Annotated in this window: 19 protein-coding genes and 1 pseudogene; 6 read left to right on the forward strand and 14 right to left on the reverse strand. The window is 60.5% G+C overall.

Going from position 1 to position 20,751, the window contains the following annotated elements:
* Positions 1 to 7: 7 nt before the first annotated feature.
* From ACI2KA_RS19610 to ACI2KA_RS19620, 3 genes are all read right to left on the reverse strand, one after another.
* Positions 8 to 844, reverse strand: a complete 837-nt coding sequence (locus ACI2KA_RS19610) for a carbohydrate ABC transporter permease (protein ID WP_404504130.1) — start codon at positions 842 to 844, stop codon at positions 8 to 10.
* Entirely contained in the window at positions 841 to 1,701 is an 861-nt protein-coding gene (locus ACI2KA_RS19615; RefSeq protein ID WP_404504131.1) for a carbohydrate ABC transporter permease, read from the reverse strand. Before ACI2KA_RS19615 ends, ACI2KA_RS19610 begins: the two co-directional genes overlap by 4 nt.
* 259 nt (positions 1,702 to 1,960) lie before the next feature.
* Positions 1,961 to 3,232, reverse strand: a complete 1,272-nt coding sequence (locus ACI2KA_RS19620; protein ID WP_404504132.1) for an ABC transporter substrate-binding protein — start codon at positions 3,230 to 3,232, stop codon at positions 1,961 to 1,963.
* Positions 3,233 to 3,318: 86 nt separating this feature from the next.
* On the opposite strand from ACI2KA_RS19620, the gene ACI2KA_RS19625 reads away from it, so the two are divergent.
* A complete protein-coding gene (locus ACI2KA_RS19625; protein ID WP_404504150.1) occupies positions 3,319 to 4,215 on the forward strand; it encodes a helix-turn-helix domain-containing protein in 897 nt (298 codons plus the stop codon).
* A 193-nt stretch (positions 4,216 to 4,408) separates the two neighbouring features.
* Here ACI2KA_RS19625 and ACI2KA_RS19630 read toward each other — a convergent pair whose 3' ends face one another.
* Positions 4,409 to 5,263, reverse strand: coding sequence for an AraC family transcriptional regulator (locus ACI2KA_RS19630; RefSeq protein WP_404504133.1), 855 nt, complete (start codon positions 5,261 to 5,263; stop codon positions 4,409 to 4,411).
* Between the two features lie 124 nt (positions 5,264 to 5,387).
* Here ACI2KA_RS19630 and ACI2KA_RS19635 point away from each other — a divergent pair, with 124 nt between their 5' ends.
* Positions 5,388 to 6,584, forward strand: a complete 1,197-nt coding sequence (locus ACI2KA_RS19635; RefSeq protein ID WP_404504134.1) for an MFS transporter — start codon at positions 5,388 to 5,390, stop codon at positions 6,582 to 6,584.
* An 84-nt stretch (positions 6,585 to 6,668) separates the two neighbouring features.
* The gene (locus ACI2KA_RS19640; RefSeq protein WP_404504135.1) at positions 6,669 to 7,565 is read left to right on the forward strand and encodes a LysR substrate-binding domain-containing protein; all 897 of its coding nucleotides are present in this window, start codon (positions 6,669 to 6,671) and stop codon (positions 7,563 to 7,565) included.
* Between the two features lie 24 nt (positions 7,566 to 7,589).
* On the opposite strand, the gene ACI2KA_RS19645 is transcribed toward ACI2KA_RS19640, so the two are convergent.
* The 10 genes from ACI2KA_RS19645 to ACI2KA_RS19690 all read right to left on the reverse strand — a co-directional run bounded on the left by ACI2KA_RS19645 (position 7,590) and on the right by ACI2KA_RS19690 (position 17,938).
* Positions 7,590 to 8,870, reverse strand: coding sequence for a TRAP transporter large permease (locus ACI2KA_RS19645; protein WP_404504136.1), 1,281 nt, complete (start codon positions 8,868 to 8,870; stop codon positions 7,590 to 7,592).
* Between the two features lie 3 nt (positions 8,871 to 8,873).
* Positions 8,874 to 9,425 carry a TRAP transporter small permease gene (locus ACI2KA_RS19650; protein WP_269709742.1) on the reverse strand — a complete coding sequence of 184 codons (552 nt, stop codon included), beginning with the start codon at positions 9,423 to 9,425 and terminating at the stop codon, positions 8,874 to 8,876.
* Positions 9,426 to 9,567: 142 nt separating this feature from the next.
* Positions 9,568 to 10,563 (reverse strand): DctP family TRAP transporter solute-binding subunit, encoded by a 996-nt coding sequence (locus ACI2KA_RS19655; RefSeq protein ID WP_404504137.1) that lies wholly within the window; start codon positions 10,561 to 10,563, stop codon positions 9,568 to 9,570.
* Positions 10,564 to 10,583: 20 nt separating this feature from the next.
* Entirely contained in the window at positions 10,584 to 11,486 is a 903-nt protein-coding gene (locus tag ACI2KA_RS19660; RefSeq protein ID WP_404504138.1) for an NAD(P)-dependent oxidoreductase, read from the reverse strand.
* Between the two features lie 12 nt (positions 11,487 to 11,498).
* Positions 11,499 to 11,801 carry a putative quinol monooxygenase gene (locus tag ACI2KA_RS19665; RefSeq protein WP_404504139.1) on the reverse strand — a complete coding sequence of 101 codons (303 nt, stop codon included), beginning with the start codon at positions 11,799 to 11,801 and terminating at the stop codon, positions 11,499 to 11,501.
* A 17-nt stretch (positions 11,802 to 11,818) separates the two neighbouring features.
* Positions 11,819 to 13,177 carry an NAD(P)H-dependent oxidoreductase gene (locus ACI2KA_RS19670; protein ID WP_404504140.1) on the reverse strand — a complete coding sequence of 453 codons (1,359 nt, stop codon included), beginning with the start codon at positions 13,175 to 13,177 and terminating at the stop codon, positions 11,819 to 11,821.
* A gap of 257 nt (positions 13,178 to 13,434) precedes the next feature.
* The gene (locus ACI2KA_RS19675; protein WP_404504151.1) at positions 13,435 to 14,448 is read right to left on the reverse strand and encodes a LacI family DNA-binding transcriptional regulator; all 1,014 of its coding nucleotides are present in this window, start codon (positions 14,446 to 14,448) and stop codon (positions 13,435 to 13,437) included.
* A 116-nt stretch (positions 14,449 to 14,564) separates the two neighbouring features.
* Positions 14,565 to 15,575, reverse strand: a complete 1,011-nt coding sequence (locus tag ACI2KA_RS19680) for a D-altritol 5-dehydrogenase (RefSeq protein ID WP_404504141.1) — start codon at positions 15,573 to 15,575, stop codon at positions 14,565 to 14,567.
* Positions 15,576 to 15,591: 16 nt separating this feature from the next.
* Positions 15,592 to 16,362 carry a galactitol 2-dehydrogenase gene (locus ACI2KA_RS19685; RefSeq protein WP_404504142.1) on the reverse strand — a complete coding sequence of 257 codons (771 nt, stop codon included), beginning with the start codon at positions 16,360 to 16,362 and terminating at the stop codon, positions 15,592 to 15,594.
* Positions 16,363 to 16,624: 262 nt separating this feature from the next.
* Entirely contained in the window at positions 16,625 to 17,938 is a 1,314-nt protein-coding gene (locus ACI2KA_RS19690) for an ABC transporter substrate-binding protein (protein ID WP_404504143.1), read from the reverse strand.
* Between the two features lie 311 nt (positions 17,939 to 18,249).
* On the opposite strand from ACI2KA_RS19690, the gene ACI2KA_RS19695 reads away from it, so the two are divergent.
* From ACI2KA_RS19695 to ACI2KA_RS19705, 3 genes and pseudogenes are all read left to right on the forward strand, one after another.
* Complete coding sequence (locus ACI2KA_RS19695) at positions 18,250 to 19,257, forward strand: sugar kinase (protein WP_404504144.1); 1,008 nt, start codon at positions 18,250 to 18,252, stop codon at positions 19,255 to 19,257.
* Positions 19,254 to 20,531: a D-tagatose-bisphosphate aldolase, class II, non-catalytic subunit gene (locus ACI2KA_RS19700; protein ID WP_404504145.1), complete on the forward strand. Its 1,278-nt coding sequence runs from the start codon at positions 19,254 to 19,256 to the stop codon at positions 20,529 to 20,531. Before ACI2KA_RS19695 ends, ACI2KA_RS19700 begins: the two co-directional genes overlap by 4 nt.
* 64 nt (positions 20,532 to 20,595) lie before the next feature.
* Positions 20,596 to 20,751 (forward strand): annotated as a pseudogene (locus ACI2KA_RS19705) (sugar ABC transporter permease); the annotation flags it as partial.

Genomic DNA, 20,751 nt, shown 5'->3' on the forward strand with positions numbered 1-20,751 from the left:
CCTCCCCTTACTTGACTGCCCCGGCGGAAATGCCGGCGATGAAGTGACGCTGCAACGCCACGAAAACCACGAGGATGGGCGCGGTGAGCAGCACCGCACCGGCCATGATGCCGCCCCATGACACCTTGGTCAGCCCGATGAGGGTGCCAAGCGCCACGGGTGCGGTCATCATTCCTGGGCGGGAATTGATGAGAAGCGGCCAGAGATAGTTGTTCCACGAGGCCAAGAAGAGGATGATCGACAGCGCCGCCATGGTGGGCCGCGCCAATGGCAGGGCGATGCGCAGGAAGATCTGCCACTCCTTCACGCCCTCCACCCGTGCCGCATCAAAAAGCTCGGTCGGCATCATCGAGAAGGATTGCCGCATGAACAGCACGCCGAGCGAATTGAACAGCGGCGGCACGATCAGCGCCACCCAGGTGTTGGCGAGCTTGAACTCCCGCGCCACCATGATGAATTGCGGAATGACGACGACCGCGAAAGGCAGGGTGATGGTGCCGAGGATGATGGCGATCACCACCCCGCGTCCGGCGAAACGGTAACGCGCCAGCGCCCAGCCCGCCATCGATGTCAGCAGTACGGAAAGAACCGTGTAGATGACGGCGACGGTGATCGAGATGAACATCGCCCTGAGAAAATTCGTATCCGCCTGCAGGTTGTTGAAATTCTCGACGAAATTGCTGGAGGGAACGAGCACGATGTCCGGGCTGAAAATGCCGTAATCCGGCATGGTCGAGAACACGAACATCATCCACAACGGAAACAGCCAGATGATGGCGAGCGGCGTCAGAGCCGCATGCAGCGCGATCTTCTGCCAGAAAAGCGACCTCGACTTCGATCTCATTTCGGCTCCCTCCCGACCCAGAGATTAAGCAGCGAAATGGCGATGGCGAGCGCCGCCATGGTGTAGGCGATGGCCGAGGCGTAACCGAAATTGAGCGAGGTAAAGCCCTGGCGGTACAGGAACAGCCCCAGCGTCTCCGTGCCGCCGCCCGGCCCGCCGCGATTGGTGATGAGGAAAGGCTCGGCAAACAGCTGCATGGTGCCGATGACCGACAGGACGACGCAGAACAGGATGATGGGTTTGAGGAGCGGCAGGGTGATGTAAAGGAATTGCTGGCGCTTGCTCACCCTGTCCAGCGTCGCCGCCTCGTAGACATCACCCGGAATGGATTGCAGCCCGGCCAATATGATGATGGCGTTGTACCCCGCCCAGCGCCAGGTGACGGCGATGATGACGAGCGCCATGGCGGCATTGGCATTGTCGAACCACGAGATCGGCGACAGGCCGACGGAGGTGATAAGTTTGTTGATGATGCCGAAATCGGCGCTGAACATCAGCCGGAACACCGCCGCATAAGCGACCTCGCCGACGACAACAGGCGCGAAAAAGGCGAAACGATAAAGCGGCCGCGCCTTCAGCAGCGGCGAGTTCAGCAGCACTGCCATGACGGTGGCGAGCGCGATCATCACCGGCACCTGAATGACCAGGATGATCAGTGTGTTATAAAGCGCATTGTAAAAGGCAGGATCGGAAACGAGCCGCCCCCAGTTCATGGCGGGTGCGAACCGCCACGGATTGATGCGCGTGTTCTGGAACGACAGCATGAACGAGCTGATGATCGGCCAGACCCAGAAGGTGGCGAAAATCAGCAGATAGGGCGCAAGAAACGCGTAAGCGATCCTGTTCCTTGACGGCATGACGACCTCCAGATGCCGGCGATTTGGCCGGATAAATGGAAAAGCTTGGAAGAGGCCCGCCCCCGTTTGAGGGAAAGGCGTCGCAAGGCGGTGCCCGCAGGTTTCTTCTTCCCGTGAGGGAGAAGCTGGCCCGAAGGGTGGGATGAGGGGGCAAGCTCTCGGCCTATCGCTGACGCCGCCCCCTCATCCCGCTGCCGCGACCCTCTCCCCGGCGGGGAGAAGAAATTCGTGGCGCCCGCTCGGTTCCTAAACCGCCGGTTTACTGCGCGACCGGCAGCCCCGTGGCCGTCTCGATCTGCTTGGCCGCATCGTCAAGCGCAGCTTTCGCATCCGGATATCCGCCCGCGAAATATTTCGTCTGCGTCGCCTTGTAGATCGCATCCGCATCCGACTGGAACGCTGTGCCGCGGCTCGGCACGATCTTCGGCAGGGTGGCGAGAATATCGGTCCAGACGGCCTGACCGCCCCAGTAGGGCTGCTTTTCCTTGACGAAAGGATCGTCGACGGCCGACAGCAGCGAGGGAACCAGGCCAAAGGATTTCAGCATCGTCACCTGACCTTCATTGGTCGTCAGCGCGTAATCGATATATTTCCACGCCGCTTCCTTGTGCTGAGACGTCGAGCTGATCGCCAGCGACGAACCGCCGAGATTGGCCGCATGCGGACCATCCGGCGTCAGGCTCGGCATCAGATAGACGCCCCATTTGCCGGAAAGGTCGGGTGAGCCGGAACGAACCGTGCCTTCATACCAGGCGCCATACATCTGGCTGGCGGCCTTGCCGGCGGTGTTGGCCTGGATTTTTTCATCCCAGATCGCCGCCGTGATGATGCCCGCATCCTTCATCTCCTTGACCTTTTCAAGGGTCGCGACACAGGCGGGCTGATTGATGGTGATGCTTTGGCCATCGGTCGAAAAGTAACCGCATCCCTGCTCATTGGCGATCATGCGAAACCATTCGCTATCACCGTTGAAGTCGGCCTGCGCCATGACGGTGCCGGGATTGGCGGCCATGACCTTCTTGCCGGCGGCGATGAAATCGTCCCAGCTTTTGATCGTGGCCGGATCGACGCCTGCCTTCTCATAGAAGTCGCGGCGATAAAATACCGCCACTGGGCCGGAATCCCACGGAACCGCATAAGCGACACCGTCGACCTCCAGCTCCGTGCGTTTGAAGTCCGGGAAAAGCGCCTGTTTCTCAGGCGTGTAGCCAAGCTCGGTCAGATTGGCGAAACAATCGGGGAAACGACTCCAGAACAGTTCCGCCTCGAAATTCTCGATGGTGACGATATCAGGAAGACCATCGCCGCCGGCTGCGCAGGCGGCCAGCGTCTTGTCAAAAACCTGATTGTTTCCAAGGTCTTCAACGACGATCTTGATATCCGGATTCTGCTTGTTGAAGCCCTCCACCGTGGATTTCAGCGCGGAAGCCGCGACATTCCAGCTCCAGATGGTAACGGTCTCGGTTTGCGCGAGGGCCGGCGCTGCGAGCAGCAGCATGGCCGTGGACGCGCCAAGAAATTTCAAGCACATTGAAAACCTCCCTTTTTCAATTGCCGTTCTTCAGCGAACATGGGCACATTAGCGGCAGCAGGAAATCTGTCTCGTAAAAAGGGAACATCGATTTGGCGAAAAGTAAGATTGTCGAAAGAGCATTCTACCAGCCCGGTGCAAGCAGCATTGAAGGCATGCCAACGACGCTTCAGCTTTTTCACAATCATCCGCCCGTCATGCTGCGGCCGCACTGGCACGCGCAGGTGGAGGTAAACTACGTGATGTCGGGATCGGTGCATTATCTGATGGGCGACCATGAGCTTTCGCTGAAGGCCGGTGAGATGTGTATTTTCTGGGGCGGGCAACCGCATCAGATGGATTATTGTTCGGACGATTCCTTTTATGCCGGCGCCCATCTGCCGCTCGTCCATTTCTTCCGCATGCGCTTCCCGGCCACCGTCTCCAGTCTGCTGATGGGTGGCGCGACGATGGTGAGCGCGGAGACGGACAAGGCCGATGCGGAAAATTTCGGCCGCTGGTTTCGTTACGTTACCTCAGGTGATCCGGCAAAGGCGCAGCACGCGGTGGAGGAATTGCTGCTCAGGGTCGAGCGGATGTTTCTCGAACCCTATTCCATCATGTCCGCCGCCCTGGATAGACAACGCAAGCAGGACGACGAAAGCATGGCGCCCTCCATTGGCGTCGTGCGTATGTGCGATTTCATCGCGGCCAATTTTCTCGATGACATCGACGCGGCCGATATTGCCCGCGCCGCCTCGCTTCATCCGAAATATGCGATGAACCTGTTCCGCAAATCCACCGGCATGACGCTGATCAAATACCTGACCCTGCTGCGGCTTTCCCGCGCGCAGGCGATGCTGATGACCGGCAAGGACAACATCCTGCAGATCGCCATGGAAAGCGGCTTCGGCTCCGTCAGCGCCTTCAACAAGGCCTTTCGCCAAATCGCCGGCATGTCGCCTTCCGATTTCCGCCGCGACATGCGGGCGGCTGCGGCTTAGGGTATTTCCGATGCAGCCGTTACCGTAAGCAACCTACATGGTGCCGACCCGTCCCATCTCCACCCCTCATTCCTGTGCTTGTCACAGGAATCCAGCCGACGCGCGTCTGCGCGGCGGGAAGGAATCCCTCTCAGCCCAAGGACTTGGGCTGGCTGGATCCCTGTGACAAGCACAGGGATGAGGAGCGTTAAGCCTAGTCCCCTATATCTTCCAAGTCGGAAGAAGCAGCGCTGCGCTGCCGCGCCGCCTGACGATAGGCCCTGGGCGAGCTGCCCAGCATTCGCCGGAACATGGTGGTGAAAGCCGGGATGTTCTCATAACCGGCATCCAGCGCCACATTGGTTACGGCCTCTCCCGCCGCAAGCCTTGGCAGCGAGGCGAAAATGCAGGCCTGCTGACGCCAGGTGACGAAGCTCACCCCCAGTTCCTTGCGAAACAACCGTGTAAACGAGCGCCGGCTGATGCCCATGGCGGCCGCCCAGTCATCGATCTCCACCCGCGCCACAGGCCTGTTCAGGAAATCGCGGCATAATCCGGCAAGGCGCTGATTGCCGGGAAATGGCAATCCGAGCGGGCGTTCCGGCAGACGGTTGATTTCGTCCAGCAACAGCGCCCGCACCAGACCGCGCCGATGGAAGGCGACCGGTTGATGCTCTTCGCTCAACAATTCCGCAATCAGGCTGGAGGCAAGTGGGGTGATTTCCACCACCCTTGGCACCTCCGCCTGAAACAGGTCGGGATGAACGTAGATCGAATGCATTTCCACCGTCGAAATGGTCTCAGATTCGTGTTCCAACCCGGCGGGAATAATGAGCCCGTGGCCGGGCGGGATCATCCAGCGGCCATCTGCGGTGCTGACCAGAACGACGCCTTGATGGGCGTACCAGATCTGCGTCCGGCGATGGCTGTGGACCGGTCCCAGGTGCCCCTTGGAATAGGTGCGGCAAAGCGCCAGCACCGGTTCGTTGGTGCCGTCGATCAGGTTCAGCATATAGTTGTGGTCTTCGGCCGAGAAGGAGCCGTAGACCAACGACTTGATTTTTGCCATTTGGCCCACTCACAAAGAAAATCGTCCAGAACACAAATGCAGGCCAGAAACAATATGAATAAAAGCGGGAAGAAATAAAGACATGTTTCCCGCTTCGTCAGCGGGAATCTGGAGAGGATAAATCATGGCCACCGTCACCAGCGCCGGGTTCAACCCGCAACGCACGGCGTTTTCGATCATCGCAGCCGCCAGCTTCTGCCATATGCTGAACGACATCATGCAATCGCTGCTGACGTCGCTTTACCCGCTGCTGAAGGCCAATTATGCGCTCGATTTCGTGCAGATCGGCCTGCTCACTTTCGCCTTTCAGGTCACCGCATCGTTGCTGCAGCCTGTTGTCGGCATGGTGACCGACCGCTGGCCCATGCCGTTCTCGCTGCCCGTCGCCATGCTGTCCACCTGCGCCGGCCTCATCACGCTCGCCTTTGCCCACAGCTTCGAGGTTCTGGTAATCGGCGCCTGCCTCATCGGCATAGGCTCGGCGATCTTCCATCCGGAAGCCTCCCGCGTCGCACGCCTGGCCTCCGGCGGCCGTCATGGGCTGGCGCAATCCTTCTTCCAGGTCGGCGGCAATACCGGCACGGCGATTGGCCCGCTGCTCGCCGCCTTCATCGTCATCCCGCTTGGTCAGTCGAGCCTCAGCTGGTTCTCGCTGATCGCGCTGCTGGGATTCGGCGTGCTGTCTTGGGTCGGCGTCTGGTACACCCGCCACCGCCGCGCAACCGTCGGCAAGGCGCCAGCCAGCCGTGCCCTGCCGCTGGCACGCGGCACCGTGATGCTGACGCTTCTGGTGCTGGTGGTCCTGACCGCCACCAAGAACGCCTATCTCGCCAGCCTGTCCAGCTACTTCACCTTCTACACCATCGACAAGTTCGGTCTCGGCGTACAGGACGCGCAGGTTCTGCTGTTCCTTTTCCTCGGCGCTTCGGCACTGGGCGTGTTCTTCGGCGGCCCGATCGGCGACCGTTTCGGCTCACGCGTCGTCATCTGGTTCTCGATCCTCGGCGTCATTCCCTTCGCGTTGCTGCTGCCCTATGCCAACCTGTTCTGGACGGCGGTTCTCGTGGTCGTCATCGGCTTCGTCTTTTCCTCCGCCTTCTCGGCCATCGTCGTCTTCGCGCAGGAACTGGTGCCGGGACGCGTCGGCCTGATTGCCGGCATGTTCTTCGGTTTCGCCTTCGGTTTTGGCGGCATCGGCGCTGCGGTTCTCGGCGTCTATGCCGATAAGGAAGGCATCGAATTCGTCTACCGCATCTGCTCCTACATGCCGCTGCTCGGCCTTCTGACGGTGTTCCTGCCAAAACTGCCGAGCCACCGCTAAAAGCCTCGCCTTCAACGCTTTTCAACACGGCGGTCACCTGTGATACTCAGGTGACCGCCCTATTTCGTTGAGCGAACCCCACCGATGCAGATACCGATAAAATCGATCCTCATCTTCCATGCCGCAGCAAGGGCCGGCAGCATTTCCCGGGCGGCGGAGGAATTGAGCGTCACTCCTTCGGCCGTTTCCCAGCAGATACAGGTTCTGGAAGGCCAGCTTGGCACGACGCTGATGGCGCGAACCGGCCGCAAGGTGACATTGACCGAGGCGGGCGAGCGGTATTTTTCGATGATCACCGCCCAGATCGAGCAGATATCAGACGCCACCGACAGTATTCGCGGCTTCCGTTCGGTCACCACGCTGACGATCCGGGCAACGCCGACCATATCCAACAAATGGCTGCTGCCGCGTCTCGGCTCGTTTCTGGAGGAACACCCGGAACTGGAAGTGCGCCTCGACGGCACCAACGAGCCGACAGATTTTTCGCAGGAACTCGTCGATATAGAATTGCGCCATGGCGATGGCCGCTGGCCGGGCCTCTTCGTCGAAGGGCTGGTGGAGGAGGAATTCCTGCCGGTCTGTTCGCCGAATTATCAGGGTGCGGGTAAATTTCTGCCCGAGGAATTGCAGAACCAGCGGCTTATCCATTCGGTCAAGGCGCAGGCGCAATGGAACCACTGGTTTCCGCTGGCGGGCGTGACGGCCGAAAAGCGCTGGCGGCGTGTCCTGTTCGACCGCAGCCACATGGCCATCGATGCCGCCGTTCTCGGCATCGGCGTGGCGCTGGAAAGCACCTTGATGATGGAGCGGGAGCTGCAGGATAAAATGCTGGTGCCGGCCGTGACGGACGCACCACGCATCAAGCTCGTGACGCAATGGATCGTCTGCCCGCATTCCCATCTGCGACAGAGAAAGGTGATGCTGTTTCTGGAGTGGATGCGGAAACAACGCGACGAGTGGCAAGCCCGCCGCGTTGTCTGAGGTTTCAGGCAATCCGTTTTCGCGTCAATAAAGCCCCATCAGCCGGATCGGCCCAAGCGTCAGCACCGGGAACAGCACCAGCGCAAAGATGGCAAGCGTCAGCACCGTCATCGGCGCCAGCGAACCACGAATGACATCCTCGATCTTCATATTCGCCACCTGGGCTGCGGCAAACAGGCAGACCCCCACCGGCGGCGTCACAAGCCCGAGCGTCAGCGTCATGACAGTCACGATCAGGAAATGAATGGGGTCGATGCCGAGCGCCTCGACCGGCGGCATCAGCACCGGGATGAGGATGAACATCGCCGGAATGGCTTCCATGAAGATTCCGATGATGAGCAGGAACACGAAGATGACCAGCATGCCGGACATCGGCCCGAGATCCATCGCCTTCAGGAGATCAGCCACCTGCTCCGGCAGGCCGTCGAAGGTGAATATCCACGCGGCAAGCTGCGAGGTGGCGGCGATGAACAGGATCGTGCCGGAAATGCGCGCCGTCGAGATCAATATTTCCGGCAGTTCGCGCACCGGCAACGTGCGGTAGACGATGACGCCGAGCACCGCCACATAAACCACCGCAATGGCAGCCGCCTCCGTTGGCGTGAACAGTCCGCTGGCAATGCCGATGATGAGGATCAGCGGGGTCAGCATCGGCAGGATGGCGCGCAGACCGGTGACCACCACCAGACGGACATTGAACGGCGTCGGCGGATTGTAACCGTAATGCACCGAATAGAAATGGTTGAAGACCAGAAACGCGAAGGCGATAAAGAGGCCGGGCACGAGGCCTGCGATCAGCAGCGTACCGATGGACACGTTGGCGATCGAGCCGGCAATGACGATCAGGATCGACGGCGGAATGATCGAGGAGAGCGTGGAGGTGCAGAGCGTCATGCCGACGGCATAACCCTTCGGAAATCCATGCCGCTCCATGGCCTTGATCTCGATGGCGCCGACCGAGGCGATATCGGCGACGGACGAGCCGGAGACGCCGGAAAAGATCACCGAGGAGATGACGTTGACGTGGCCAAGCCCGCCGGGAAGCCAGCCGACCATGGCCTCGGCGAAATCGAAGATGCGCTCCGCCACCCGCCCCCGCTCCATGACCGTGCCAACGAGAATGAACAGCGGCACGGCGACGAGCAGGAAGGAGTTCATCGACGAGAACATCGTCTGCGACAGCAGGTCCATGGGCATGGAGGTGAAGAGCCACAGCGTGCCGACGCTGGCGAGCGCCAGCGCAATGGCAAGCGGCACGCCGAGCATGCTGAGACCGAAAAAGGCGACGAGAAGAAAGACCGACATGGCTCAATGTCCTGCTGAAATGGAGATATCGGCATGGGCGATCTCGTCCGCCGGCAGGCCAAGCTCGGGAAGCGCGATGAGCTCCCGGCGGCTGCGCAACGATTCGATGATGGCGAGCACGGCGATGATGGCGGAAACGGGCAAAACCATGCCGATGGCCCACATCGGGATCGGCAAAGTGGCGGCGGTCTCGTTCATCATGATCTGCTGGCGCACCAGTGTCAGGCCCGTCCAGCCCATCATGCCGAAGAAGAACACCGATGAACCGACATAGATCGGCACCGCCAGCCGCCGGAAGAAGCGGTGGAACAGCACCAGAAACACCACGACACGGGCGCTTTCCACGGTGCGGAAACCGGCGGCAAGGCCAAGGAAGACCATCCAGATGAAAAGAAAGCGGGTCGCCTCCTCTGTCCAGGGAAGCGGACTGCCGATGAGGCGGCCGATGACCTGAAGAAGCACGACGATGAGAATGCCGGCACAGGCTGCCCCCGCGGCTATATCGGCGATGAGTTTTACGATGGTGCCGAGCACCGAAGGTTTCGTATCGCGCATGACAATACCCTTCCACTGCTGAAACCGGATATCCGGTGAAACGAATGCCACCCTGCCTTTCCGGCAAAGCAACGCCTGCTGACGTTTGGGGACGGCCGGGCCTGCCAAAAGATGCAGGCCCGGCCTCCAACTGCGGGAAACGTCAGTTCGTCTTAAGGAAAGCCTGCGTCTTGTCGAAGAACACCTGATCTTTCACGAGAGCCGAGAACTTGGCCGAAAGCCCGGCCGCGACCTCTACGAACGCCTTGCGCTCGTCGTCGGTCAGCGTGTTGACCTCCATGCCGTTTTTCTTCAGCGTTTCGAGCGACTTGTCGATATCGGCAGCGTCGTTTTCGGCCTTCCAAAGCTCGGTTTCAGTCGCCGCCTCCTTCAGCGCCGTCTTGAAGCCCTCGTCGAGACCTTCGAAGCGGGCCGGGTTCATGCCCAGAACCCAGGCATCGGCAATGTGGTTGCTGATCGTCAGATACTTCTGCACCTCGTAAAGCTTGGCGCTGACCGGCACGTTGACCGGATTTTCCTGTCCATCGACGACCTTGAGCTGGAGCGCATTGTAAACTTCAGCGAAGGCCATCGGTGTCGGGGCAGCCCCCATGGCGCCGAAGAACTCGACCCAGAGCGGATTGTTCGGCACCCGCAGCTTCATGCCCTTCAAATCGGCCGGCGATTTGATCGGCGCCTTGGAATTGGTGATCTGGCGCAGCGGCCGCGACCAGAGATCAAGCCCGAGAATGCCGATCTTGCTCAGGCCGGTGGAAAGCTCCTTGCCGAGATCGCTGTCGAGATAGACCCGGAGCTGGTCGATATCGCGGAACTGGTAGGGAATGGCGATGGCGGTGAACTTCGGATTGAATGTCGCGTAAAGCGAGGTGGAGTTCAACAGCATGTCCAGCGAACCGCCCGCCAGCTGCTTGACGCCCGCCGAAGGGTCGCCGCCATACAGCGTGCCGTTCGGAAATACCTTGATCTTGAGTTTGCCGTCGGTCTTTTTCGAAACGATCTCGGCAAACTTGTTGGCGGCGAGCGTGATTTCGGAATTGTCGGCATCCGGCGTCGAAAGCGTCAGCGTTTCGGCCTGTGCGATGGATGCGACCAGCATGGTGGCGGCGAGAGCCAGCCCGTAAAGTTTCGAAATTTTCATGTGTTCCTCCCTTGTTATCTCTAGACAGTTTCAAGCGTTCCTCCGAACGCGTTCATGCGCTTAATTTCAAGGATCACACCGCTGTGATCAAGCTCGCCCGCGCCATGCTCGACCATGGAGCGGAACAGCCGGTCAACCTCCTCGCCCACCGGTAGTCTGAGGCCCCGGCTTCTGGCGAAGGCCAGCGCCGTGGACGTATCCTTGACCTGATATTTCGCCGGGCCGCCGGGGCGGAAATCGGCTTCCACCATGCGTTTTCCGTGCTGGCGGAAGACGGTGGACTCGGCAAAACCGCCCAGCAAAGCCTGGCGCACCTGCGCCGGGTCGGCTCCCCCCGCTTCAACCAGCGTCAAAGCTTCGGCAATGGCGCAGATTGTCGAAGCGACGATCAGCTGGTTGGCAAGCTTGGCCAATGAGCCGCAGCCCACCGGCCCGACATGGGTGACGCGGCCAAGGCAATTGAGGAGTGGCCGCAATGCATCCACATCCCGCTGTTCACCGCCGGCCATGATGGCGAGTGTTCCCTCGATCGCCCCTTTTTCACCGCCGGAAACCGGTGCGTCGACATAAGCGACGCCATAAACCTTGGCCGCCTCAGCCTGTTCCCGTGCGCTGTCGACCGGGATGGAACTCATCACCAGCAGAATAGCACCGGGCTTCATGGTGGAAACGACACCCGAGGCACCGAGCAGAACCTCGTCGCAGACCGGCCCGGAACTCAGCATGCAGATGACGACATCGGCTTCGGCCGCAGCTTCGGCAGCCGTGGACGTCGGCTGCACGCCCTTTGCCGCCAGAACCGCAGCTTTTTCAGCGCTGCGGTTCCAGGCCTTGACGGAAAACCCGGCCTCCGCCAGACGCCCCGCCATCGGAGCGCCCATGATGCCCGTTCCGATAACGGCGATCCGGCGAATGTCAGCCATTATTTCCATCCTTCAGAGCCATTGCCGGTTTAAAAAGCGGACCGGCAGTTCTTCTTCGATGAGGGCGGGAAATGCTTCCCGAAACCGGTCGAGATGCGGTGTCTTCAGATGGTCGTCGAAAGCCTGCCTGTCGTCATAGACCTCGTAGAACACCACATTGTTTCCGGTTTCCGGCCGGACAACATCGAACTGCTGGCAACCCGGTTCATCCTGAACCGAATGGGTAGCATCATCCCGGGCAGCATCGAGAAAGGCGTCCATCGCTTCGGGCTTCACCCGGAATTCTGCGATCACCACGAAAGCTCCCTTCGACATGTCCTCTCTCCCGTCCATTACGCCGCGGCGTCTTTTTGCGGACGGAAGCGGTTTTCCATGTCCTGGCGCAGCTTCACCACATCGAGATCATTGACCACCTCCACATCGTCGAAGCTGACGATCTGGTCCTTCTTGATGGCGCGCTTCAGCTTGACATTATGGGCAAGGCCGATCGGCAGCGCCTTGATGTCGAGGCTGCGGGTGGCCGGAATGGCATTGGCCCAGACCGCGTAACCGCCCTCACCGTCGAGCATCTCACCCGGTGCCATATCCTTCTTCGCCGTGGCGACGGCATCGCCGCGGAACTCCTTCGAGCAACCGGTCGCTTCGTTGCGCAGCACGGCGGAGAGCACGCTGATCGAGGTTTCCAGCCCGATGATGTGGAAGGGACGCCACATGGAGGCGTACCAGCCGGAGGGGTCGGTCAAGAGACCATATTGCTTGAAGCAGGCGCGGGCATATTCATTATGCGCCTTGAAGGTGACGAACACGCCGTAGCGAATGTTATTGAACACCTCGCGGCCATCCGGCTCCTGGCTCGCGGCAATATCCACGAGGCCGGAACGCGCCATGCGGCCGCCATCGGCAGCGGGACGGAAGACGCGGGCGAGATCGTGCAGGCCGGCCGGCGGGAAGGCCAGACCGTCATCCGGGCAATCCAGCCCCGTGCCGTTGGCGACGGCCGCCATTTCGATGGCCGCCTTGGTGCCGTCGGTGAAGGAATTGTACATTTTCGGATTGAAGTCGCCCTTGGCCACTTCCTCGTCCGTCCAGCCGAAATAACCCCAGACCGTGTCCGGCGTCGAATAACGGTAACGCGGCTCGAAATTCATGCCCTTGCCGGCGGAAACGACCTCGAAGCCGGTGGCGCGCGCCCAGTCGACCAGCTCGCAGATCAGCGCCGGCTGATCGCCATACGCCATGGAATAGATCAGGCCCTTGGCCCGGGCCTTTTCCGCAAGGATCGGCCCGACCATGACGTCGGCTTCGACATTGACCATGACGACGTGTTTGTTGTGGTCGATGGCGCCCAGTGCATGGCGCGCGCCGGCCAGCGGATGGCCGGTCGCCTCGATCACGCATTCGATCTCGCCGCAGGCAAAAAGCTCGTTCACATCGTCGGTCACATAGGTCTTGCCGCTCTTCAGCGCGTCGGCGCAGCTCGTCGCATCGTAACGTTCCTTCGGCCAGCCGACGCGGTCAAACGATTCCCTGGCCTTGCCGACATTGAGGTCTGCGACGGCGACCATGTGGAAACCGGCGATGCGCTGCGCCTGCGCCAGCACCATGGAGCCGAACTTGCCGGCGCCGATAAGACCGACCCGGACAGGTTTGCCGCCGGCTGCACGCGCTGACAGAAGAGAATGGAGATTCATGTTTTGACATCCTTCGCTGGGGAAATTGCTGGCGAGAGGGTCCAGTTTCCCGGCGAAGGCCATGCGACACCGAGGCTGCGAAGGTCCCCCTCGCGGCGCTGGCGGCATGACGATCTGACGTTCCTCCCGGATTCCGGCACCTTTGCGCCGGCTCTCGCGGTCGCCTCCCAAAGCAACCTTGAGACCAGAGTAGGAGCGTTCAGATATTAGTTCTATTTAGAAAATCAGATTTTTCGTTTAGTTTATCTAACAATTTATCAGGCCGATTTACGCAGCATCAGATCGGCGCTGAGCAGGATTCGCTCACGCATTCTGGTCGCGTCATCCGCCTCCTCATCCAGCTTCTGCAACAGAAGCTCGATCGACAGCCTGCCGATCTCGTTATAGTTCTGCGCCACCGTGGTAATGGGCGGGCAGGCATAACGCGACAGCGGATGATCGTCATGGCCGGCGACACGGAGATCGTATTCCGCGCCGTGGCCGACCCGGATGCCCTTCTGGAAAGCGGCGGCGATGACGCCGAAAGCAATACGGTCATTGGCGCATAAGATCGTGCGCGACGGCAAATGCTCCCGCCGGTCCAGCAGGCGGCTCGCTTCCTCGAAGGCAAAGCGTTCGAACTCCCAGGTGATGTCGCCCGGCACGTCGATCACATGCGGCTCGAAACCGAGGCGGCGCATGGCCTCCTCATAGGCCGTGCGCCGCGTGGCGGCATTGGTATTGACCTGCGGCATGTCGAAGAAACAGGGCGGCTCGCCCGAGCGGCAGAGATAATCCACCATCAGCCCGACGCTCTGGCGGTTGTCGGTGCCGACAAAGGCGGAGGTCTCGTCGAGCGGCGAATCGACATAAACGATCGGAATGCTGGCAGCGAGCTGCTCCAGCGTGGCGCGGTGGGATTTGACACCAAGCGGGGCAATAATCGCACCTGCCACATTCATCGACTTGAAGGTGCGGATGGCGCGGTCTTCGATTTCCGCCTTGCCGTCCGAAGACAGCACGAAAGCAAGGAAACCCGCCTCGTTGGCGATCAGTTCGATGCGGCTTGTCAGCGCCATGTAGAACGGATCGGTGGAATTGGGGATGATGATGCCGATAATGTTGGAGCGGCGGCGGTTGAGGTTGACGGCAAAGATATTCGGCCGGAAGCCCGATTTCTTCAGCGCATCCTCGATGGCATCCCGCGTCTTCTTGCGGACCGAGGCCGGATCATTGAAGTATTTCGAAACGGTCGGGCGCGATAGGCCGACGAACTCCGAAAATTCTTCCATCGTCCTGATAGATTTGGCCAAAGTGCTTGCCCCCATGAGAGATTACATGTGGTACTTTATATCGACCGGCCTTCGCACGAAAAGCCGGTCGGACGCGGTTATCAACGGCCAAACGATCAATCGGCCGCAAATTGCACTTTCATCGTGGCCGGATCGGATGGTTTCTTCGTAAAGAACGGCAGCATCTCCGAAAGCGGCAGCCGGTGCGAGACGAGCCGCGCCATGAGATCGCCATCCGTCTCCAGAATGGCAAGCGCCTGCGGTATGTTACGGTTCAGAGAATGGGAACCGACAAGCTTCAGCTGACGCCGGAAGATTTCGAAAGGTGCGACCGAAATCCGGGCATCCGGCGCGCAGACGCCAAAAAATAGCGCCGTGCCGCCATCCGCGACCAGCGGGATCATCGCTTCCGCGACGGGGGCTATACCCGTTGCATCCGCCACGAAATCGAAAGATTTTTGTTGCCGCGAGAGCGCCTCGGAACCCGAAATCGCCGTCCGAAGCCCGAGATCTTCGGCAAAGGCCAGCCTGCTTTCATTGATATCGGCAATCGTCACCGTCGCGATGCCGCGCGATTTCAACGACAAGGCAAGCAGCAGGCCGATGGGGCCGGCGCCGAAAACGAGCGCGCTTTCGGGAACCGCACCCTTCTCGCCGATACCTGCGCTCTGCATGCCATTGACGACGCAGGCAAGCGGCTCGGCCAGCGCTGCGACATGATAGGGCATGGAATCGATGCCATGCAGGTGATCGGCACGCACCACGCTGAATTCGGCAAAGCCGCCATTGTGGGAAACGCCGTAAGCTTTCAGCGTGCTGCAAAGGTTGGTCAGACCCTTCCTGCAACTCGGACATATGCCGCAGGGCAGATTGGGATCGACCACCACCCGGTCTCCCGCCTTGAAGCCGGTCACGTCAGCGGCAACGGCCGCAACTTCACCGGCATATTCATGTCCCGGAATGACGGGAAAGGCGCCGTCGCCATAACGCGCGTGGAGCACATCGATATCGGTATGGCAAAGCCCCGAAGCCTTGACCCGCACGAGCGCGTGGCCCGGCGGCAGATCGGCGACCGGAACCTCCGCCAGCACAGCCTGTCCCTTCTCGACGAATTGAATGGCATGCATGGTCATCTCCGGCTTTTCAGCTCATCCAGTTGCCGCCGTCGACATTATATGTCTGGGCGAGAATATAATCGCTATCTGAAGAGGCGAGGAAAACCGCCAGCCCCTTGATGTCATCGGGTGTCGCAAAACGGCCGATCGGCACGGATTTGGCCACCGCCGCCTTCTTCTCGCCGGGCTTCAGGCCTTCCCATTTGGCGAAATGCGCATCGACCACTTCCCAATGCTCGCCATCCACCACACCCGGCGCAATGGCGTTGACATTGATGCCGTGCTTGACGAGCGCCAACGCCGCCGACTGCGTGGCGGAAATGATCGCCGCCTTGGAGGCGCAATAAAGCGTCACCAGCGCCTCGCCGCGCCGGCCGGCCTGGCTTGCCATATTGATGATCTTGCCGCCGCGCGCGCGCTCGATCATGACATTGGAGACGGCCTTCATCATGAACAGCGGCCCCTTGAGATTGATGTCGAACACCCGCTCATAGCTCTCTTCGGTAATGCCGTTGATCGGCGCCATGTCGAAGATCGCGGCATTGTTGACGAGAATATCGATGCCGCCGAATTCCTCATCGACCGTCTTCACCACCGCATCGATCTCGGCAAGGTCGGTCACATCGAGCTTCACGGCCTTGGCGGCAGGGCCGATGGCCGCAGCCGACGCCGTCGCCCGGGCGATATCGATATCGGCGATGACGACCTTTGCGCCCTCATCGGCAAAAGCCTGTGCAAAACCAAGGCCGATACCGCGGGCCGCGCCGGTGATCAGCGCAACCTTGTTGTTCAATCTCATGTCGATCTCCGTGATGCATGGCGGGTCAATTGGCCATGCTCGTTTGTTGTTCGATGCTTTTCCTCACTCCCCTCATTCCTGTGCTTGTCACAGGAATCCAGCCGACGCGCGTCTGCGCGGCGAGAGAGTCCTTTCAGCCCAAAGACTTGGGCTGACTGGATTCCTGTGACAGGCACAGGAATGAGGGAAGAACTGGCCCTCAATCCCCACCCATGCCGCCCGCCGCCAGAAGGCGAACGGGCGGCACGCCGGGAGGACGCGGCTACTTGATGTAGCCCGCGCGGGTCATGTCACGCTCGACCTGTTTCTGCGCGCCTTCGAGCGCCGCATCGACGGTCTGCTGGCCGGAAAGGGCGGCCGCGATCTGCTGGCCGACAACCGTGCCGATGGACTGGAATTCCGGTATGGCGACGAACTGCACGCCGGTATAGGGCACCGGATCCTTGGTCGGCTTGGACGGATCGGCAGACATGATCGCCTTCAGCACGGTATCCGCAAAAGGTGCGGCCTTCTTGTATTCCGGCAGCTCATAGGTGGATTTGCGCGTGCCCGGCGGCACGGCCACCCAGCCTTCGCTTTCACCAACCGTTTTCACATAGGACTTCGAGGTCGCCCATTTGACAAAGGACTTGGCGGTTTCAAGCTTCTTCGTGCTGTTTGGAATTGCAAGGTTCCAGGACCACGACCAGCTCGAACCGTTCGGCGTTACCTCGACCGGAGCACGCGTAAACGCGGTCTTGTCGGCAACCTGGCTCTGCTTGGGGTCGTAGACGCGGCCCGCCGCCGAGGTGGCGTCGATCCACATGGCGCAATGGCCGGATGAAAACAGCGTCTGGTTCTCGTTGAAGCCGTTGGCTGCCGCACCGGGCGGGCCGTAGGAGGTCATCAGCGCCACATAATCCGCGATCGCCTTTTTCCACGGCTCGCTGGTCAGCTGCGGTTTCCAGTCCATGTCGAACCAGCGGCCGCCATAGGTGTTGATCATGGTGCCGAGGAAGGCCATGTTTTCGCCCCAGCCCGGCTTGCCGCGCAGGCAGATGCCATATTGCTGTTTCGACTTGTCGGTCAGCTTGGCGGCAAAGTCCTTGATCTGGTCGTAGGTCGGATTGTCCGGCATCTTCAGGCCGGCGGCATCGAACAGGTCCTTGCGGTAAAGCGTGAACGAGCTTTCGGTGTAGAACGGCACGGCGTAAAGCTTGCCGTCCACCGTCAGGCCCTTTTTGATCGGGTCTAGCAGATCGGCGTAATCATAATCGTCGCCGAGATCGTCGACCGGCGCCAGCCAGCCCTGCTTGCCCCAGATCGGCGCTTCGTAACCGCCGATGGTCATGATGTCGAACTGGCCGCCATTGGTGGCGATATCGGTGGTGACACGTTCCCGCAGGACATTCTCTTCCAGCACGATCCAGTTGATCTTGTTGCCCGTTTCCTTCTCCCAGGCGCTGGAAAGCTTCTGCATGATGATCATGTCGCCATTGTTGACCGTGGCGATGTTGATTTCCTCCGCCTGCGCCAGCCCGGCCAAAAGACCGGCGCCGACCACTGACGATGACAGAATTCCAATGAATTTGCTCATGAGACCCGCTCCTCCTTTACGGATGTCCACGCATAATAATACATGCGTAAAATTTTTATCTCGCAAATCTGCATGAATTGTCAACATCGAAAAATATGCCACAAGAGGGCAGCATTGATTTAGAAACCCTCAATGCGCTGTTTTTACTGACATAAAGTTGCAAATATTTATTTCAGAGCATATGAATTCTGCTGCATCGCAATAATTTTTTTGCCGAACAATATATTGACGCGCGTAAATTTTTAAATGATATCCGGAAACTGAAAGCGCCTGGATGGCGGGATTTCCCCCGCCGGAGGCACACAAGCCGAATGCATATGGAGGAGACGATGAGGCAGGCATCCGCACTGGCGCCGCACACGAAGGGACCGACCGTTACGGCTGGCGAAATCCTCGTGGAAATCATGGCGACGACGGTGGGCGACGGTTTTCTGGCACCACAATCGCTGATCGGTCCCTTCCCGAGCGGTGCGCCGGCGATCTTCATCGATCAGGTGGCACGGTGCGGCGGCACCGCCGGCATCATCGCCGCAGTCGGTGACGACGATTTCGGTCGCCTCAACGTCGAAAGGCTGCGCCGCGACGGCGTCGACGTCTCGGCCATCGCCACCATTCCCGAGCGGCCGACCGGCAGCGCTTTCGTGCGCTACCGCGAAAACGGCGCACGCGACTTTGTTTTCAACATTGCCCATTCGGCGGCCAGCCAAACGCACATGACGGTTGCGGCACAGGCGCTCATCCAGAGAGCGGGCCATGTGCACGTCATGGGATCGGCCTTCGCGATTGCGGGCATCGGCGACATCATTCTGGAGGCGATCAGGAGCGTCAGGGCACGCGGCGGCTCGGTGTCTTTCGATCCGAATATCCGCAAGGAACTGGCGCAGGGCAACGACGGCCGCCGGCTGATCGACGATCTCCTTGCCGTCACCGATCTCCTGCTTCCCTCGGGGGAGGAACTTCAGGCCGCCTCGGGTCTCGATGACGAGGATGCGGCGATAGAAAAGCTCCTCGCCGCCGGCATCGGCGAAATCGTGCTGAAGCGCGGCGCGAAAGGGGCGAGCCATTTCAGCCGCGCCCACGGACGCATCGACGCCGCTGGCCTGAAGGTCGTGGAAATCGACCCGACCGGCGCGGGCGACTGTTTCGGCGCAACCTACCTCACCTGCCGCCGCCTTGGCATGCACCCCGAAAAGGCGCTCGCTTATGCCAATGCATCGGGCGCGCACAATGTCACCAGGCGTGGCCCGATGGAGGGCGCGGCCAGTCTTGCCGAACTCGACGCCTTCATGGCCGCGCGACCTTCCGGAGAAACCCGATGACCGGCATATTGGAAAACCTCGCCGCCGCACGCCGCAGCGGCAAAGTCTTTGGCATCACCTCGGTCTGCTCGGCCCATCCCGTGGTGCTGCGCGCCGCGATCCGCCGCGCCGCCGCCAGCGAGACATCCGTGCTGATCGAGGCGACCTGCAACCAGGTCAATCATCTGGGCGGTTATACCGGCATGACGCCGCGTGATTTCGTTGCCTTCGTCAACAGCATCGCTGCGGAAGAGGGGCTGCCCGGCGAGTTCCTGATTTTCGGCGGCGATCATCTCGGCCCCAATCCCTGGCGCAGGGAGAAGGCCGAAGACGCGCTGACAAAAGCCGCCGCCATGGTCGAGGCCTATGTGACATCGGGCTTTCGCAAGATCCACCTTGATGCATCGATGGGCTGCGCCGGTGAGCCGGCGGCGCTGGATGACGTCACCATCGCCAACCGCGCCGCCAAACTCGCGGCCGTCGCCGAAAAGGCCGCCGCCGATGCCGATCTGCCCAAACCGCTTTATATTCTCGGCACCGAAGTGCCGGTGCCTGGCGGCGCCGATCATGTGCTCGACACCGTCGCCCCGACGCAGCCGCAGGCGGCGCGCAAGACCATCGATCTTCATCGGGAAATCTTCGAGCAGCACGGTCTTTCGCAAGCCTTCGAACGGGTCATCGCCTTTGTCGTGCAGCCCGGCGTGGAATTCGGCAGCGATAACGTCGTCGCTTACGATCCGCAGGCCGCCGAAGCGCTGAGCGCCGTTCTGGACGGCGAGCCACAACTGGTGTTCGAGGCTCATTCCACCGATTACCAGACGGAACCTGCCCTGACGGCGCTGGTGCGCGACGGCTATCCGATCCTGAAAGTCGGCCCCGGCCTCACCTTCGCCTACCGCGAGGCGCTTTACGCTCTCGACATGATCGCATCCGAGATGGTCGGCGATTATGGCGAGCGGCCGCTGGCGCAAACCATGGAAAAGCTGATGCTCGACGCACCGGGCGACTGGCAGGGTCATTACCATGGCGACGACATCACGCTGCGATTGCAGCGCCACTACAGCTACAGCGACCGCATCCGTTATTACTGGACGCGGCCGGAGGCGCTTGCAGCCGTTTCCGCCTTGCACAAGGCGCTGGATGGGAAGACAATTCCCGAAACCCTGCTGCGCCAATATCTCGGCGAATTGCCGCTCGCGGCGGTTGCGGGCAAGCCTATGGAGGAGGTTCTGGTCGCGGCGGTGGATCAGGTGCTGGCGACTTACCACGCGGCAACCGGCGAAGGTCGCCACTGAAACAATCGTAAATTCGGATGCCCTGCGGGAGACGTTGCGGGGATCGGTCAGGGAGGAAAAACTCATGGCAACACGAAACACGAGCGGGTTAGCGCGTTTGATGCTTGCGCCATCGGTGCTGCTGCTGCTGGTTTGGATGATCGTGCCTCTGGCGATGACGCTGTGGTTCTCGTTCCAGAACTACAATCTGCTCAACCCCGCCAATGTCAGCTTTGCCGGT

Origin of the sequence: Agrobacterium sp. NPDC089420, assembly GCF_044900305.1 — a bacterium.
Classification (GTDB): Bacteria; Pseudomonadota; Alphaproteobacteria; order Rhizobiales; family Rhizobiaceae; genus Agrobacterium.

Bases quoted from the DNA above. Each gene is read 5' to 3' on its own strand.
- ACI2KA_RS19660 (WP_404504138.1), bottom strand. From the start codon at position 11,486: ATGGCTGACATTCGCCGGATCGCCGTTATCGGAACGGGCATCATGGGC.
- ACI2KA_RS19615 (WP_404504131.1), bottom strand. From the start codon at position 1,701: ATGCCGTCAAGGAACAGGATCGCTTACGCGTTTCTTGCGCCCTATCTG.
- ACI2KA_RS19655 (WP_404504137.1), bottom strand. From the start codon at position 10,563: ATGAAAATTTCGAAACTTTACGGGCTGGCTCTCGCCGCCACCATGCTG.
- ACI2KA_RS19685 (WP_404504142.1), bottom strand. From the start codon at position 16,362: ATGAGATTGAACAACAAGGTTGCGCTGATCACCGGCGCGGCCCGCGGT.
- ACI2KA_RS19620 (WP_404504132.1), bottom strand. From the start codon at position 3,232: ATGTGCTTGAAATTTCTTGGCGCGTCCACGGCCATGCTGCTGCTCGCA.
- ACI2KA_RS19630 (WP_404504133.1), bottom strand. From the start codon at position 5,263: ATGGCAAAAATCAAGTCGTTGGTCTACGGCTCCTTCTCGGCCGAAGAC.
- ACI2KA_RS19635 (WP_404504134.1), top strand. From the start codon at position 5,388: ATGGCCACCGTCACCAGCGCCGGGTTCAACCCGCAACGCACGGCGTTT.
- ACI2KA_RS19640 (WP_404504135.1), top strand. From the start codon at position 6,669: ATGCAGATACCGATAAAATCGATCCTCATCTTCCATGCCGCAGCAAGG.
- ACI2KA_RS19610 (WP_404504130.1), bottom strand. From the start codon at position 844: ATGAGATCGAAGTCGAGGTCGCTTTTCTGGCAGAAGATCGCGCTGCAT.
- ACI2KA_RS19690 (WP_404504143.1), bottom strand. From the start codon at position 17,938: ATGAGCAAATTCATTGGAATTCTGTCATCGTCAGTGGTCGGCGCCGGT.
- ACI2KA_RS19665 (WP_404504139.1), bottom strand. From the start codon at position 11,801: ATGTCGAAGGGAGCTTTCGTGGTGATCGCAGAATTCCGGGTGAAGCCC.
- ACI2KA_RS19645 (WP_404504136.1), bottom strand. From the start codon at position 8,870: ATGTCGGTCTTTCTTCTCGTCGCCTTTTTCGGTCTCAGCATGCTCGGC.
- ACI2KA_RS19680 (WP_404504141.1), bottom strand. From the start codon at position 15,575: ATGCATGCCATTCAATTCGTCGAGAAGGGACAGGCTGTGCTGGCGGAG.
- ACI2KA_RS19670 (WP_404504140.1), bottom strand. From the start codon at position 13,177: ATGAATCTCCATTCTCTTCTGTCAGCGCGTGCAGCCGGCGGCAAACCT.
- ACI2KA_RS19675 (WP_404504151.1), bottom strand. From the start codon at position 14,448: ATGGAAGAATTTTCGGAGTTCGTCGGCCTATCGCGCCCGACCGTTTCG.
- ACI2KA_RS19700 (WP_404504145.1), top strand. From the start codon at position 19,254: ATGACCGGCATATTGGAAAACCTCGCCGCCGCACGCCGCAGCGGCAAA.
- ACI2KA_RS19695 (WP_404504144.1), top strand. From the start codon at position 18,250: ATGCATATGGAGGAGACGATGAGGCAGGCATCCGCACTGGCGCCGCAC.
- ACI2KA_RS19650 (WP_269709742.1), bottom strand. From the start codon at position 9,425: ATGCGCGATACGAAACCTTCGGTGCTCGGCACCATCGTAAAACTCATC.